This window comes from Acetobacter lovaniensis, assembly GCF_014207635.1.
GTDB classification, from domain to species: Bacteria; Pseudomonadota; Alphaproteobacteria; order Acetobacterales; family Acetobacteraceae; genus Acetobacter; species Acetobacter lovaniensis.
The window spans coordinates 36,450-52,257 of record NZ_JACHIE010000006.1 but is presented as its reverse complement, the minus strand read 5'-3'; the positions used below and the strand labels follow the sequence as shown (position 1 = coordinate 52,257).

The window sequence follows — 15,808 nt, the reverse complement described above, 5'->3', positions numbered from 1 at the left end:
GTTCAGGAACAGGCCCGACGCGGGTTTAGCCGCAGCACTTCTTTTTACGGATGAAATAAACAACCACTGCAATCAGGCCCAGAGCCAGAATACCACGTGCACAGGGGGATTTGGGGCATTTTGCCATGTCTTGAGCTTCCTCAATATGGAGTTCCACCCAACATGGGTCGGGCGTTTCAGTTCCGTTGTAGCCTAATTGGCGGGCCACGTCATGCCATCTGGCGCACATAACCACCGCCTGACCTCATGCCTGCCGCGCAAAATACTTATGGGCGTCAAAGCGTACGACAGACCACGGTGGCGTGTGCCGGTAAACGTCACAATCTGGTTATGGCGCGGTACGGTTCCTGTCATCCTCCCCCAGAAGCTGGATAAGCTGGCGCAGGTCCGTAAGCAGAATATCCACCACAAAGCGTATGATCGGATCTGCCGTTTCATTCTCCATTGGCAGGGCGGCCATGACCTCGGCGGCAACGCGGCATTCATCCCCCGTGCGGGTGACGGCCTCGCTCTCACAACGCTGGATGATCCACTGGAAACCACGCAGCATGCCCGCGCGTACACTGGCCGCATGCTCCAGTTCCTTTGCCGTAGCACTCTGGGGCAGAATCAGCATGGCGCGGGCCACCACCAGCGCATCCATCTGCAACTGCCGTATCCGCGCAGGCAGGCGGGCCAGCATGGGGTCGCGCTCATCCAGCGGCCGCCAGTGTTCGCGCCGGGCCTCTTCCAGCGCGGCCTGCACCTTGCGCAGGGAGGCCGCACATTCGTCATTCATGTCCTGAATGACCGACCATTCCACATGTCCCGTGCGGGCCTTCTGCAACATGGCCACAATCTGGCGCACCGTAAGGGCGGCGTTGCGGAACGCATCGCGCCGGGCCTGTTCGTGCAGCACCACATACGTGACCAGCGTACCCGCTCCAACCCCGATCAGAATAGCCAGCACGCGCTCGATCGGGCGCAGGTAGGGATCGTTATCGGAGGGAAACAGTATGGCCACCATAAGCGTGACCACGCCCATGCGGGCTTCCGGCTTCCACGATACCAGAATGGCCAGCGGCACAAACGCAAGGGTAAACGCCCCCCACAGCGGCCAGTGCGCAAACATGAGCAGCGTAATGGGCACAATACTGACCGTAGCCCCGATAAGCGTGCCCACAAGCTGGTCACGCCCCTTGGAGATTGTGTCCGTAATGCTGTTCTGGGTCACAATGACCGAGGTAATGAGCGCCCATGCCGGTTCCTGCAGGTTGGTCAGCCAGGCGACAGACCCCGCCACCCCCACGGCACTGATCAGGCGTACAGTCTGGCAGACGGTGGCGTTGCTCAGCCACCGCGCCAGCCATGGGCAATACCGGACCATATCCAGCACGGGCGCGCGCCTGCCCGTTAAAAGTGCGATCAGGGCGCGTCCTCCGCGCTCAGGGGGAAGGGAATCCAGCGCAGGCCATCCGCATCATGCACCAGAAGCAGGACCGAACGCTTTTTGGCTTTGCGCGCGGCCTCGATCCGCTGTTTGAGGGCTGCTGGTGTTCCCACCTCGGCCTGCTGGACCTCGGTAATCACATCCCCTTCCTTCAGGCCCCGGTCCGCGGCCGTGCCATCGGGTTTGACACTGGTTACCAGCACACCTTTCAGCCCGGAAGGCAGATTGTATTTCTGCCGCCCGGCCGCATCCAGCGGGCCAACGGTAAAGCCAAAATCCGCAAAGTTGACGGAAGCCGCGGATTTGGGGGCCTCAGCGGGCTTGGCCGGAGCTTCATCCGGGGTTTCGGGCAGGGCGCCAATGGTCACGGGCACGTCCATCATCTTGCCATGCCGCCACAGGCCCAGCCTAGCCTGTGTCCCCACCGGCAACTGGGCGGACAGGCGCGGCAGGGCCTTGCCCTCGATCGGCTGGCCGTTCAGGCTCTGGATCACATCGCCCGTTTTAAGCCCCGCCTTGTCGGCGGGGCCACCTTTTTCCACCCCGGCCACCAGCGCGCCGGTGGGTGTGCTCAGGCCCAGCCCGTCGGCTATGTCCTGCGTGACGTTCTGGATACGCACGCCAAGCCACCCGCGCGAGACCCGGCCGGTCTTGCGCAACTGCTCCACCACGCCGCGCGCCTCGTTGGAGGGAATGGAAAAGCCAATACCCACCGACCCGCCAGAGGGGGAATAAATGGCGGTGTTCACCCCAATGACGTTGCCATCCATATCAAACAGCGGGCCACCGGAATTGCCTTTGTTGATGGGCGCATCGGTCTGGATGAAGTCATCATACGGGCCTTGGTCAATATTGCGCCCGCGTGAGGAGATAATGCCCGCCGTAACCGTGCCGGACAGGCCAAACGGGTTGCCAATGGCCAGAACCCAGTCCCCCACCCGGTGGTGTTCGCTATCCCCGAAGCTGACAAACGGCAGCGGCTTTTTGCTGTCCACCTTGAGCAGGGCAAGGTCCGTGCGGTCATCATGCCCCACGGCGTGGGCGCTGAGCACCGTATTGTCCTGCAAGGTTACCGTTATGCGGTCTGCTTTGCGGATCACATGGTTATTGGTCACGATGTAGCCGCTCGGGTCGATGATGAAGCCCGAACCCAGCGCCTGCATCCGCCTTGGCGGAGCGTTGGGGTCTGTCTGGCGGTTCATGAAGTCATGGAAAAACTTCTCGAACGGGGAGCCCTGCGGGAAGTTGGGCATCTGGGGGAGCTGGTCGTCCTCGTCATCCTCCTCCGCATCCGCTTCGCGCACGGTCTGGGTGGTGGACACATTGACCACGGCAGGCAGCAGCCGGGCCGCGAGGTCGGCAAAACTGTCAGGCGCATGGCCTCCGGCAGCCACAACCGCAGGCACGGGAGCCTCCGCCGCATGCAGCGGGGCAGACACCCCAAGGCCCGCCACCAGCAGGGTGGAGAGGGAAACGGAGCAGAACAGACGGACGGACACACGCATGGACAACACAACTTTCTGCCGGGACAGGACAATTCTCGAACACTGGAGAGTAAGGTTATTCATGGCGTGCCAAAACGGCAAGCATAGCCTACCCCTGTGTCGCGCTGGGGGCCGCAACGGGTGCAGCCGGAGCCACCGGCCGGCCAGCCCGCGCCCGTGCGCGCCGCCGGTCCAGCCATGAGGCAAGGCTGATCAGAATAGCCAGCCCCACAACGTTTACCGCAACCTGCAGGGCCCAGCCCTCCCCAAAGGTGCTGAAGATCAGCCGCGCATACAGGTCCAGTATGGTGCCAACCACAAACACCTCAAGCGAACTGCGGCCAACACGGGCCAGTTCCTGCCCCACCCACGATTCGGCCGCCCACTGCCGCGCAGGCTCGGAGGACTGGACAAGGTAGAAAATGGCAACCACATCCAGCAGCCGCAAAGGCGAGAGCCAGCTTTTGGCCGGGGCCAGCGTGTCTCCGAACGGGCGCAGGTCCGGCAGACCCCACAAGGCCCACGGAAACGCCTGAATGGCCGAGAACAGCAGATACACCCAGCACAGCGCCACAAGGGCTGGCACACGTTTGAGGTCGCGGCCGCGCTGATCGGTCTGGGCGGAAGCGGTCAGCCCGAGCGCGAACAGGAACTGCCACGCCAGCGGGTTGAAGTACCAGCCATCGGGGTCCAGCCAGTTGGGAAAATTCAGCCCCGGGTCCATGTTCACCAGCATCCACAAGGCCCCCGAAAGCAGCAGGGCCAACGAACGGTGAACCCGCATGAGCAGGTAAAAAACGGGGAACCCGGCCAGCAGCACAAGGTAAAGCGGCATGATGTTGAGGTTGCTGGGCAGGGCGTCAAACATCATCACCCGCCAGACCCAGCCCAGACCATGCGCCAGTTCCGGCTCCAGATAATCGACCGAAACAGGGGTAAAATGCCGCCAGCTCCGAACCGTAAACACATACGTCATGACCATAATGGTCTGGCCGATGTAGAGCTGCACACAGCGTTTGAACAGGCGTTGCAGGGTGGGCACCACCCCGTATTTGGTAAAGCCCCGCCCATAGGCCAGCCACGACGCATAGCCCGCCAGCAGCACAAACACCTCCGCCGCATCAGCAAAGCCGACGTTGCGCATGGTAAAGCGGTTGAGCAGGTTCTGGGGAATATGGTCTATGAACATCATCAGCAGGGCAGCACCACGCAGGGCGTCAACCCTGTGGTCGCGGCGGCTGCGCGCGGGAGCCGCCACCGGTGCCGCTGGGGTGGCACCCCCGTCCGGCCCTTGCGTGTACGCACCCGTGGCGGGTGCTGCCCGTCCCGCGCCAGCCTTGTCCGTGTGTGCCTGCATCTTACCCTTTCGGCACCGCCCTGCCTCGCCCGTTGGTTAGTCCCCCGGCTGTCCCTCTACCCATACCATCCTGTATGTGCCAGAAAAAAGGCGTTATAATTAAGGATCGCCCCAAAGGCGCACCTCTTCTGTGCCGTATTCTCCCCCCGACTGCGGCATTGTAACCCCCACGGCATAGGATCAAGACCCTTGGCGCAGACCGCTCCTTTTTCTTCTGACACGCTGATGGACCTTCTCAGAACCATCAGAACGCCACAGACCGGGCTTTCCCTTGCCAGCGCCGGGCGACTGGAAAGCTGCACTGTGGATGATACCGGACGCCTGACCCTGACGCTGACCGTCCCGCGCGAGCAGGCTCCCGAACTGTCCGGCCTGTGTGATGAAGCCGCCCAAAAGCTGCAAACCCTGCCCAACGTTACCAGCGCCACCCTTATCCTGACCGCGCACCGCCCCGCAGGCGCACCGGAGCCGAATACCGGCCCACAGCGCAGCACACCGGCCGCAGCCCAGCCTGCTGCCGGTGGGCACCGCCCGCTTGGCGGCCCCGCAGCGCCCGACGCCCCCGTGCTGCCCGGTGTTAAAACCATTATTGCCGTGGCCTCGGGCAAGGGCGGGGTGGGCAAGTCCACCACCGCAGTCAACCTTGCCGTAGGGCTGGGCATGGAAGGGCTGAAAACCGGCCTGCTGGATGCCGATATTCATGGCCCCTCCCTGCACCGCATGCTGGGCACAACGGGCAAGCCCGAAGTGGTGGAAGGCCGCCTGCAACCCGTGCAGGCATGGGGTATCCGTGCTGTCTCCCTTGGCATGCTGGTGGACGAAAAAGCCGCCATGATCTGGCGTGGCCCCATGGTTATGGGCGCGATCAACCAGTTGCTGACCGATGTGGACTGGGGCGATCTGGATGTCATGGTGGTGGACCTGCCGCCGGGCACGGGGGACGCCCATCTCTCGCTCACCCAGAAGGTACCGCTGAGTGGGGCTGTTATTGTCTCCACCCCGCAGGACATCGCCCTGATCGACGCCCGCCGGGGCGTGACCATGTTTGAAAAGCTCAAGGTGCCGGTGCTGGGGCTGGTGGAGAACATGTCCTACTTCTGCTGCCCCAACTGCGGGCATAATACAGAACTGTTCGGCCATGGCGGCGCACGACACGAAGCCGAAGCCATGGGGGTTCCCTTCTTGGGGGAAGTGCCGCTGCTGGCCGATATCCGCTCCAGCGCGGATAGTGGCGTACCGCTGGTTATTGGCGCACCCCAGAGCGAGGGCGGCAAGGCATGGCGCGCCATTGCCCACACCGTGGCCACGGCCATACAGACCCTGCAGGCCTAAAACCACACCCTGCACCTTGCGGGCCACAATCCCCACCCGCAAGGCATCAGCCCCGCAGGACGGCCGGAAAACCTCCGGCACGGGCCACGGAGCCACACCTTACGCCAAAGGCCAGCACGGCAGGCGCACACCACGCCCCTCCCCCGGCCAGCCGCTTAACGGGCCTTTCCATAGCAGCCCAGATGTCTAGCCCGATGTGTCTGGCCCGATGTATCTGGGCAGGTGTGTCTGGGCAGGTGTGTCTGGTCCAATGCCAGCCCCGGTATTGGACCTAGCGTTTGGGCTGGGACGTTTTGGCCTTGGCCCGTGGTGCCGGTGTGTCCTTGAAATAGGCACGGCAGGCGGGGCTGAGCTTGTCTTTTTTACGCTCCATGCAGGCTGTAATTTTCTGTTCATTGGGAATGGCAAGAGCGCACAGGCGCAGGGCGTCGCCCTTGCAGGCTTTGGTCTGCTGTTCACGCGCCGTATCAGCCCTCGCTGGCAGGCCCGCTGCCATCAATGTGAACGCACAGGCAAAGGCGGACAGGGCAAGGCGGGCAGAACGCCGGTTGGGACAAGACATGAATGCTCCTTATAATTCCCCAGAAATCCTACGGTCCTGCCGTCCCCCGGAACCGGGCCCGCGGGTAGGGCGAGCATGGCAGGCGGCAGGACGCACGGCAATACAAACCGGAGCGCCCGCCCTGTTTATGCCGGTCGCTGCAGCGTTTGACAGGACAGGCGTCAAGTCCGCCCAGATTTAACGCAGATGTCTTGATAAAAAATGAGCGCCGGAGGGGCAGGCCCCACGGCGCTCGCATACCAGGAGGTTGGGCAGCAGTGCGCCCCCCTGCTCAGGGTGTGGGGGCTTGCAGGGTGGCCATCATTTCATCCCACTCACGGCGGCTCAGGCCCGAACCAGCCTGTTCCACAACCTCGCCCGCCAGCATGCGGCGGACAACCGCCATCATGGAGGCCGAGAACGTCACCGCCCCGCGCCGGTATTCCTCAAACGCGGCAGCGGTGGTGGGCACCCATGCGTGCAGGATTTTCAGCATGGCTTCGGCATACACGCGAATTTCGTACTGTGCGTGGGGGTCAATGCGCAGGGCGAGAAAGTGCATGAGGTTATGCAGGTCGATCTTCCAGTACCACTGCGTGTAGGTGTTCAGCGTCAGGTTGATGCGCCCCAGTTCACGCGCAAGGCCGTAGCCGTTTTCCCCGTCCAGCATGCGCTCGTAGTCACGGTAGGTGCGCATGGCGTCTTCACGCAGGATGTCCAGCACCTCGGCGGCGGCTTCGGGGGCCAGAATCTCGCCCCGACCCTGACGGTTGACTTCGCTCTGGGCGGCCATGTGGGCGGGGTCGGGCAGATAGAACTCGCTATCCAGAATGGAATAACGGGCCGAATACTCGTTCACGCTCGCCATACGGTGGCGAATCCACTGCCGCGCCACAAAAATGGGCAGTTTGACGTGAAATTTGATCTCGCACATTTCAAACGGGGAGGAATGGCGGTGCCGCATCAGATAGCGGATCAGCCCGGCATCTTCCGATACCTTGCGTGTGCCCCGGCCGTAGGAAACACGGGCCGCCTGCACAATGGCCGCATCATCGCCCATATAGTCGATCACGCGCAGAAAGCCGTGATCGAGCACTTCCTGCGGGGCGTACAGCATGGCTTCAAGCGCTGCCACGGTCGGGCGGCGGGTGGAGAATGTTTCCTGCCCGTGGGCCGCAATTTCGGCACGTTGTGCTTCGGTCAGTGACATGCGCAGGATCTCCACCATGCTAGAAAAAAACAGACAGCGCACACGGTAGACCCGCGTGTATGCGCGCGGTTGTAGCAGGCATACCCCCACACGGGAAAGCCAGAAACACCAGCAGGCGCTTGCATTTTGGAAGCCAAGTTCCTATGTGTGGGGTGCCGGAAGATTTCTTGCGGCTATGGCAATAAACGGGATGTGGCATAGGCGTAGTGGACCCGGGGGCGGTACCCGGCGTCTCCACCATAAATCCGGATCGCAAGACCCGGACAGATGGGGACGAAACAGGCTCGACACGCGCAGTAAAGACATCTTTTTTGCCCGGCATTGTACCACCGTTATCGGGCTAATTTTACAAGTGCCAATGATAACACTGAGGTGCTCGCTGTTGCTGCATAAGCAATAAGCGCGGTTCGGGAGGGCACCGGGCAACAGAAGCCCTCCCACTTCATGCCATTTTCCCCCATTTTCCCCCATTATGCTCCATTATGCCCCAGGGGCATGGCGCGTCTGTGCCATGGCAGACCGCCCGGTCCGTGCCCTGTGGCATGGCCGCAGACGACCCTTGGCGCTTGCACTGGCCGCACCTTTCGCGCATGGCTGACGCTAGAGTGATATGTATGGCCAGCCGCCTCCAACCGGCTGGAGCAAGGAGACCAAGCATGGCTGATGACCACAACAATACTCCGGGAAATGACGGCTCCCTCCCCCCCAGCCTGCTGCCCTACGACCAGTGGCTGGAAGAGGCTTACAGGGACGTGATGCTCAAAGCGCTCGAACATGTGAGCCGCGAGGGGCTTGCAGGCGAGCACCATTTCTATCTGACTTTCCGCACGGACCTGTCTGGCGTGCAAATTCCCGACCGGCTCCGTGCCCAGTACCCGCACGAGATGACCATTGTGCTCCAACACCAGTTCTGGGACCTCAACGTGGACCGCGATGCCGGGATTGTGTCCGTTGGTCTGTCCTTTGGGGGTGTTGGGTCCATTCTGGTCATTCCCGTCCGGGCGATTACCGGGTTTGCGGACCCCTCCATCCACTTCAACCTGCATTTTGAGGTGATGGAAGACGAGGAGCCCGCACCCACAGACCATATGCCGGCCGATGCCGGAGAACATGCGGAAGCACAGGGCGACTCCTCCTCTCAGGTTGTCAGCCTTGACGCCTTCCGCCGCAAGGGACCATCACCAGCCTGAACCCCCGGTGCGCGGGGGTCAGGCCGACGGAGAGAGTAGAGACACGACCATGACCAGCCAGCCCCCCCGCCCCCCACTGCCAGAATTTACCTATTCCCCCCTGTTCCCTCTGGGGGAGGACACAACAGAATACCGCAAGGTGGATATTGCAGGCGGTGTCAGCACATCGCATTGCGGTGGCAAAACCGTTCTGCACGTTACCTCCGAGGCGCTGACCGAGCTGACAGCCCGCGCCTTCCACGAGGTTGCGCATTTCCTGCGCCCCTCGCACCTGCAGAAACTCGCCAGTATCCTCAAGGACCCCGAAGCCTCGGACAATGACCGCTTTGTAGCGCTTGACCTGCTCAAGAACGCCTGCATTGCCGCGGGCGGTATTCTGCCCATGTGCCAGGACACCGGGACCGCTATCGTATTTGGCAAAAAAGGCCAGCGCGTCTGGGTGGAAGGAAACGAGGAAATCGCCTTTTCCCGCGGTGTGTACGAAACCTACACCCGCACCAGCCTGCGCTATTCGCAGATGGCCCCGCTGACCATGTTCGAAGAAAAGAACACCGGCACCAACCTGCCCGTACAGTGCGACATCTTCGCCAGCCCCGCTGGTGTGCATGACGAGCAGATGGACCTGATGTTTGTGGCCAAGGGTGGTGGCTCGGCCAACAAGACCTTTCTGTTTCAGGAAACACGCGCCCTGCTGGGGTCCGAGCAGCAGTTGCTGGACTGGCTGGACACAAAGGTGCGCACGCTGGGCACCTCCGCCTGCCCACCCTACCACCTTGCCATTGTCATTGGCGGCATGTCCGCCGAGCAGACGCTCAAGACCGTAAAACTGGCCTCCACCCACTGGTATGACGCCCTGCCCACCAAGGGCGACATGACGGGCCATGCCTTCCGTGATCTGGAGATGGAGCAGAAGGTGCTGGAGCTTACCCGCAAGCTGGGCATTGGCGCGCAGTTTGGCGGCAAGTATTTCTGCCACGACGTGCGCGTGGTGCGCCTGCCCCGGCATGGGGCCTCGCTCCCCGTGGGGATTGGTGTGTCCTGCTCCGCCGACCGGCAGATCAAGGCGCGGGTCACGGCGGAAGGGTTCTTTCTGGAACAGCTTGAACACGACCCCGCGCGCTTCCTGCCCGAAACCACGGACGAACACCTTGAGGGCGAAGCCGTGCGCATTGACCTCAACCGCCCGATGGATGAAATCCGCAAGACCCTCTCGCAATACCCGGTCAAGACCCGGCTGGCCCTGACTGGCACCGTGGTTGTTGCGCGTGATATTGCGCATGCCAAGTTCCGTGAGCGGCTCCAGCGCGGCGAGGGCCTGCCCCAGTACCTGAAAGACCACCCCGTTTACTACGCAGGCCCGGCCAAAACGCCTGTGGGCATGCCCACAGGCTCCTTTGGCCCCACAACGGCCGGGCGCATGGATTCGTACGTGGCCGAATTGCAGGCCAATGGCGGTTCCTACGTTATGCTGGCCAAGGGCAACCGCTCCAAGGCCGTGCGGGATGCATGCCAGCAATACGGCGGCTTCTACCTTGGCTCCGTTGGTGGCCCCGCCGCCCGGCTGGCCAAGGACTGCATCCGCAAGGTAGAGGTGCTGGAATACCCCGAACTGGGCATGGAAGCGGTATGGAAGATCGAGGTCGAGGATTTTCCCGCGTTTATTGTTATTGATGATAAAGGCAACGACTTCTACGCTGAACTGTAACCCCCCACCGGGGCTGCCCCGCCGCCACACCATGGCGGGGCAGACAGAAGAGGAGCTGTGTGGTTTTCATGCGCTTTACAGTCGATCGTCTGGATCATGTTGTCCTGACCGTGCGCGACGTCGAAATTTCCGCATCATGGTACCAGCGTGTGCTGGGCATGGAGCGGGAAGAATACGGACGCAACAACCGCACCGCCCTGCGCTTTGGCGGGCAGAAGCTTAACCTCCGCCCGCACGACGCCACAGGCTGGGACACGGCAACCCACGCCCTGCCCGGTGGTAATGACCTGTGCTTTATTACCGCCATTACCAGTGACGATGTGGTGGAACATCTGAAGAACTGCGGCATCACCATTGTGGATGGCCCCATTGCCCGCCTTGGCGCCATTGGCCCCATTACCTCGGTTTACTGCCACGATCCGGATGAAAACCTGATCGAGATCGCATCCTATCAGGGCTGACGGCACAGAGGCCGGGAGAAAAGCTTCACTTTTCTCTCCCGGTTCCACTGGCGACCCTACTGGTATGGAGACTCTTTAAAAGTCACCCCGCATGGGTCTGCTGCTGCGCCTGCTGCTGCCTGAGCCGCACGGCGTCATCATGGTCCACAATGCTGTGGCGGGTGGCCAGCCAGCCCCCCCTGAAGCCCGCACGCAGCAGGCCACGGCAGATGATGGGATTATCCTTCATGGTGTTCCACACCATGCCATCCCGCCAGTTTTCCACCATCAGCAGAATGGGCCCCTGATCGATGCCAAGATAGGTATCATCCGCCCAGTAGGCCTGTTTGCCATCGTGGTAGCTGGGGTTGAAGGCATCCACAAAGCCGTAGGTGCTGTAAATGCGGTCCCCGTATTTGTCGCGCATGGTGCGCAGGGCGGGAATGGCCAGCTCCGGCGCAAACGCCACGGACCCGCCAGCCGCTGTCGGGGCCAGTGTGCCGTCATCGAGCGTATAGTCACGCCCTACCCCACGGGCGGTATAGGCCATGAACTTGCGCGGCTGGCCGTTTTCCACCTTTGTGGTTTCCGCCGGGCCGTCACTTGCTGTCAGACCCCAGATGTTTGGCCCGTAATCCTGCCATTTACCGGGGTTTTGCGTGGCATAACCCTGCTGGGCGTACACGGCGCGGCGGCTGTTTTCAAAATAATCAATCCCGGCCGAACGGCTCCAGTCATCCTTGATGCCCCGGAAGTCGATCCATGCATGGGTGTACTGGTGGCCAAACAGGGGCGCAAAGTTGAGGAAGGTCTGGCCATAGGATTCGCCCCAACGGCTCTTGTTGGTGGAAATCCATGCCTGCCATGAGGACGGGTCAAGCTGATGCGTGGTGGAGCCAAGGCCCAACACATACAGCATCATGCCCTCATTATACCCTTCCCAGTAATTGGGTAAAAAACCGCGCTCGGGCGACCAGCCCATGCTCAGCCGGTTATCCGGGCGCAGCATCCAGCGCCAGTCCACGCGGTTGAACAGCTTGGCGGCAAGGTCGCGTATTTCAGCCTCGGCGTCGGTGTCATGGGTGTAGTAACTGGTCGTAAACAGCACCCCCTGCATGAGCAGGGCCGTATCTATGCTCGACAGTTCAATATCCGGGTTAAGGCGCAGCCCGTTCTCACGCTTGAGAAAATGGTAGAAAAAGCCATGGAAGCCCGCGGCTTTGTCCGGGCTGTCGTTCTGGGGGAGCTTCCACAGGTAGCGCAGGGTTGTCAGGGTCCGGTCCACGGCCTGCTGGCGGTTGATGTAGCCTCGGTCCGCACCAATGCCGTAGGCGGTCAGCGCAAAGCCAATGGACGCAACACTGGACTGGGTCTGGTCCGATGGATAGCGGTCGGGCGCCAGCCCGGTTGCGGGGTCTGCCGAATCCCAGAACCACAGGAAAGTCCGGTGCTCCAGATCCGCCAGAAAAGCCCTGTCCGTCTGGTCAGGGTGGAAGGGGCTGGGGGCTGGCCGCGCCACGATGGAGGATGTCGCCGCCGCCTGCGCGCCACTCCCTGCGGCAAGGCCGGTCAATGCGCTACAAAGCATGAGCAAGGACAGACAGACCCGACCGTTCCTCTGGCGTTGCCCCTGTGCGGGCAGGCTGGTTTTTGTCTTGCCATGTGCAAAAAAGCGCCTCAGTACCATAAGCCTTGCATTCCTCATCTGTTCACACCAGCGCCACTGCCGCAGCGGGCTGTTTTCTGTTCGGGCCGGTGCGCCGCACCCGGACGGGCGTTGAATATAGGGGCCATGCCCCGCCCCCCGCCAGAGCGGGGCGGGGGGTGGCACCCCGAAATCTGCCGAATTTCAGAAAATATTCACGTTTTCTGTGTGCCCCAAAGGAGGCATGCCCGGCCACCGCCCATACAGCATGCCTGCCCAGCCCTGACCGCCCCACAAACATGCGGAACAACAGTGTGCGCAGCACTACCTGTTAAGGATATAACGATATAAGGGGGTACGTAATCATTCCCGCTTCATCATTCCCGCTCCGCATCCGATGCCGCCATGACAGACATGACATACCATTACAATATATTCCGATTTGTTTATGAACTTCTGGATGTTCTGGTGTCCCGGCTGGAATATGGCCTGCGTGGCCTTGCCACCAGCCATGTCCTTGTTCCCCCGCCCGCGCAAAGCTACTCGTTCCTGATCATGACCACGGAAGAAAAAGAGGGAAGAACCTTTTACAAACCCGCCTATTACCTGTTTGCCAAAACCCGCGAACATCTGAGCGGATATTTTGCTCAGGGGAAAAACCACCTTTTCCTGCAAAATACCCGGCACTGCCTGCTGATCACCTTTGCGGATTCCACCCTGATTGTAGGGCGTGAAGAGACAATAGCCGACTACCACCCCCACTCGTTTGAAGCCCTGCTGGCCCTTAAGGCCCATATGCGCACCATCAGACTGGGCCGGTACCCGCATGAGTATCTGGTTATTTCCAAAAAAACCGTCATACCTCCACGCCCGGCAACATTCCGCCTGCGCGTGCAGGCTCACTAGGGCGGGCCTGCCCCCCCACGTCCGTGCCCCTCTCCGGTGCATGCCGCTGCGCCGTGCCCTGCAAAACAGCGTGACGGATTTTGGCCGCTCATGTATTGCAACGCCCTGACGCACCGGGACAATATGCCCCGATCACGCAGGGTGTGGGGGAAAGAACACCATGAAAATTGCAGTTGTCGGTCTTGGGTATGTTGGCCTGTCCAACGCCATTCTGCTGGCCCAGCACCATGACGTAATGGCCGTGGATGTGGATGCCGGGCGGGTCCACAAGGTGAATAACCGGGTCTCCCCCATTATTGATACCGAGATCGAGGACTACCTGCACAACAGGCCACTCAGCCTGAGTGCCACAACAGACCTGACCGCAGCCTGCCAAGATGCCAGCTTTGTCATCATTGCCACCCCGACCAATTATGATGCGCAGGAAAACTACTTTGACACATCCTCCGTAACGGATGTGATTGCCCGTGTCAGCGCGCTCAACCCCGAGGCGACCATTGTGATCAAATCCACCATTCCGGTCGGGTTTGTGGACCAGGTCCGCGCGGAGCTGAACACCGGGCAGGTCATTTTTTCCCCCGAGTTCCTGCGCGAAGGCCGCGCACTGTATGACAACCTCTACCCGTCGCGCATTATTGTGGGGGAACGCAGCGCCCGGGCCGAACGCTTTGCCGCCCTTATGCTTGAAGGGGCGATCAAAAAAGACGTGCCCCTGCTGTTTACCGAAGCCACAGAGGCCGAAGCCATAAAGCTGTTTGCCAACACCTACCTTGCCATGCGCGTGGCCTTTTTTAACGAACTGGACAGCTACGCACTGGCCCGTGGGCTGGACACCCGCCAGATTATTGAGGGTGTCTGCCTCGACCCGCGCATAGGCCAGCATTACAACAACCCCTCCTTTGGCTATGGCGGCTACTGCCTGCCCAAAGACACCAAACAGCTTCTGGCCAACTACATGCAGGTCCCCCAGAACCTGATCCGCGCCATTGTGGACGCCAACCGCACCCGCAAGGATTTTCTGGCCGACCAGATTCTGGCCATGCAGCCCAAGGTGGTCGGCATTTACCGGCTGGCCATGAAAACGGCATCCGATAACTTCCGGCAAAGCTCCATTCAGGGGATCATGAAGCGGCTCAAGGCCAAGGGGATCGAGATTGTGGTCTATGAGCCCGCCATGGCGGAAGAACAGTTCTTTGGCTCGCGCGTGCTGCGCAATCTGGATGAGTTCAAGGCTGTGTCGTCCATTATTGTCAGCAACCGCCACCACCCCGAACTGGCTGATGTAAAGGACCGCGTGTTCACCCGCGACCTGTTCGGCAGCGACTGACCACCACCCGAGCACACCCCGGCACCCCCGCCGCGAGTAGGGGCGGCGGGGTTGTATTTGCCTGTTCATGCCTGTGCAATTAGTATCGGCTGCGGCTGGAAGCACCATGGGCGCGTCCGCTGTTTTGAACCACCGTGCAAAGACACAGAACCCAGAGCTGGCGCCTATGACCGTAACCGTTCCTCCCCCCGAGCACATGGTGCCGTGCTGATATGGCCAGACGTCTTATTGTCACCGGGGGTGCCGGGTTTATTGGCAGCAACATCATCCATGCCCTCAACCAGCGCGGGCTGACGGACATTATTGCCGTGGACAACCTGACCAACGGCGACAAGGCGCTTAATCTGGCCGACCTTGCGATCAGCGACTACGTGGACAAGGACACGTTCTACGACGCCCTGAGTGCTGGCCATTACGGGCCAATAGACACGATTTTTCATGAAGGGGCCTGCTCCTCCACCACCGAGCGCAATGGCCGCTACGTGATGGCCAGCAATTACGAACCCAGCAAAAAACTGCTGGCCTACTGCCAGAACACGGGCACCCGCCTGCTCTACGCCTCCAGTGCGGCCACCTATGGCGCGTCCACCACCTTTACCGAAGCCCCCGCCAACGAAAAACCGCTCAACGTCTATGGCTATTCCAAACTGCTGTTTGATCAGGTGGTCAGGCGCGCCCTGCCCGGGCTGAGCACGCAGGTTGCGGGTTTCCGTTACTTTAACGTGTATGGCCCGCGCGAGCAGCACAAGGGCGGCATGGCCTCCGTGGCGTTCCACAACTTCAACCAGTTCATGGCCGAAGGGCGCGTCCGCCTGTTTGGGGAATACGGACCGTACCAGCCGGGCGAGCAGATGCGCGATTTTATTGCGGTCAAGGATCTGGTGGCCACCAAGCTCTGGTTCTTTGACAACCCCGGGCATAGCGGCGTGTTCAACCTGGGCACAGGCAAGGCACAGCCGTTTAATGATGTTGCCACAACAGTCGTGAACACCGTGCGCGCCGCGCGCAGCCTGCCCCCGCTGGACCGGGCCGAAATGGTGCGCACCGGCCTACTGGAGTATGTTCCCTTCCCCGACACGCTGCGTGGTCGCTACCAGTGCTACACACAGGCGGACATGCGCGCCCTGCGCGCCACCGGGTGCACCGTAGCACTGGACAATGTGGCCGATGGTGTGGCCGACTATGTGCACCACCTGCTGCGCACCCGGCCAGACCACACACCATGACCGCCATACCCCCCGC

14 protein-coding genes and 1 other RNA gene are annotated in these 15,808 nt (G+C 61.4%); 8 read left to right on the top strand and 7 right to left on the bottom strand.

Annotated elements, in window-relative coordinates:
* Positions 1 to 328 precede the first annotated feature (328 nt).
* The 3 genes from HNR55_RS08150 to HNR55_RS08140 form a co-directional block, all read right to left on the bottom strand.
* Positions 329 to 1,366 (bottom strand): FUSC family protein, encoded by a 1,038-nt coding sequence (locus tag HNR55_RS08150; protein ID WP_166113832.1) that lies wholly within the window; start codon positions 1,364 to 1,366, stop codon positions 329 to 331.
* A 38-nt stretch (positions 1,367 to 1,404) separates the two neighbouring features.
* Entirely contained in the window at positions 1,405 to 2,934 is a 1,530-nt protein-coding gene (locus HNR55_RS08145; protein ID WP_166113693.1) for a DegQ family serine endoprotease, read from the bottom strand.
* A gap of 88 nt (positions 2,935 to 3,022) precedes the next feature.
* Positions 3,023 to 4,270: an OpgC family protein gene (locus HNR55_RS08140; RefSeq protein WP_166113696.1), complete on the bottom strand. Its 1,248-nt coding sequence runs from the start codon at positions 4,268 to 4,270 to the stop codon at positions 3,023 to 3,025.
* Positions 4,271 to 4,459: 189 nt separating this feature from the next.
* Here HNR55_RS08140 and HNR55_RS08135 point away from each other — a divergent pair, with 189 nt between their 5' ends.
* Positions 4,460 to 5,602, top strand: a complete 1,143-nt coding sequence (locus HNR55_RS08135) for an Mrp/NBP35 family ATP-binding protein (RefSeq protein ID WP_373318102.1) — start codon at positions 4,460 to 4,462, stop codon at positions 5,600 to 5,602.
* A 46-nt stretch (positions 5,603 to 5,648) separates the two neighbouring features.
* Here HNR55_RS08135 and HNR55_RS16935 read toward each other — a convergent pair whose 3' ends face one another.
* The 3 genes from HNR55_RS16935 to thyX all read right to left on the bottom strand — a co-directional run bounded on the left by HNR55_RS16935 (position 5,649) and on the right by thyX (position 7,353).
* Complete coding sequence (locus HNR55_RS16935) at positions 5,649 to 5,774, bottom strand: hypothetical protein (protein ID WP_260400875.1); 126 nt, start codon at positions 5,772 to 5,774, stop codon at positions 5,649 to 5,651.
* Positions 5,775 to 5,873: 99 nt separating this feature from the next.
* Positions 5,874 to 6,098, bottom strand: coding sequence for a hypothetical protein (locus HNR55_RS08130; protein WP_166113838.1), 225 nt, complete (start codon positions 6,096 to 6,098; stop codon positions 5,874 to 5,876).
* Positions 6,099 to 6,435: 337 nt separating this feature from the next.
* Entirely contained in the window at positions 6,436 to 7,353 is a 918-nt protein-coding gene (gene thyX / locus HNR55_RS08125) for an FAD-dependent thymidylate synthase (RefSeq protein WP_166113699.1), read from the bottom strand.
* Positions 7,354 to 7,468: 115 nt separating this feature from the next.
* Here thyX and ssrA point away from each other — a divergent pair.
* The 4 genes from ssrA (at position 7,469) to HNR55_RS08105 (ending at position 10,709) form a co-directional block, all read left to right on the top strand.
* Positions 7,469 to 7,795: a transfer-messenger RNA gene (gene ssrA / locus HNR55_RS08120) on the top strand.
* 214 nt (positions 7,796 to 8,009) lie between these two features.
* Positions 8,010 to 8,543 carry an SspB family protein gene (locus HNR55_RS08115; RefSeq protein WP_166113702.1) on the top strand — a complete coding sequence of 178 codons (534 nt, stop codon included), beginning with the start codon at positions 8,010 to 8,012 and terminating at the stop codon, positions 8,541 to 8,543.
* 49 nt (positions 8,544 to 8,592) lie between these two features.
* A complete protein-coding gene (locus tag HNR55_RS08110; protein WP_166113841.1) occupies positions 8,593 to 10,248 on the top strand; it encodes a fumarate hydratase in 1,656 nt (551 codons plus the stop codon).
* 68 nt (positions 10,249 to 10,316) lie between these two features.
* Positions 10,317 to 10,709 carry a VOC family protein gene (locus HNR55_RS08105; protein ID WP_166113705.1) on the top strand — a complete coding sequence of 131 codons (393 nt, stop codon included), beginning with the start codon at positions 10,317 to 10,319 and terminating at the stop codon, positions 10,707 to 10,709.
* Positions 10,710 to 10,791: 82 nt separating this feature from the next.
* Here the strand turns inward: HNR55_RS08105 and HNR55_RS08100 are convergent, their stop codons facing one another.
* Entirely contained in the window at positions 10,792 to 12,276 is a 1,485-nt protein-coding gene (locus HNR55_RS08100; RefSeq protein ID WP_166113844.1) for a glucoamylase family protein, read from the bottom strand.
* A 462-nt stretch (positions 12,277 to 12,738) separates the two neighbouring features.
* Here HNR55_RS08100 and HNR55_RS08095 point away from each other — a divergent pair, with 462 nt between their 5' ends.
* The 3 genes from HNR55_RS08095 to rfaD all read left to right on the top strand — a co-directional run bounded on the left by HNR55_RS08095 (position 12,739) and on the right by rfaD (position 15,792).
* Positions 12,739 to 13,239, top strand: a complete 501-nt coding sequence (locus HNR55_RS08095; RefSeq protein WP_166113708.1) for a hypothetical protein — start codon at positions 12,739 to 12,741, stop codon at positions 13,237 to 13,239.
* A 160-nt stretch (positions 13,240 to 13,399) separates the two neighbouring features.
* The gene (locus HNR55_RS08090) at positions 13,400 to 14,566 is read left to right on the top strand and encodes a nucleotide sugar dehydrogenase (RefSeq protein WP_166113711.1); all 1,167 of its coding nucleotides are present in this window, start codon (positions 13,400 to 13,402) and stop codon (positions 14,564 to 14,566) included.
* Between the two features lie 212 nt (positions 14,567 to 14,778).
* Entirely contained in the window at positions 14,779 to 15,792 is a 1,014-nt protein-coding gene (gene rfaD, locus HNR55_RS08085; protein ID WP_166113714.1) for an ADP-glyceromanno-heptose 6-epimerase, read from the top strand.
* The last annotated feature ends 16 nt before the right edge of the window (positions 15,793 to 15,808 follow it).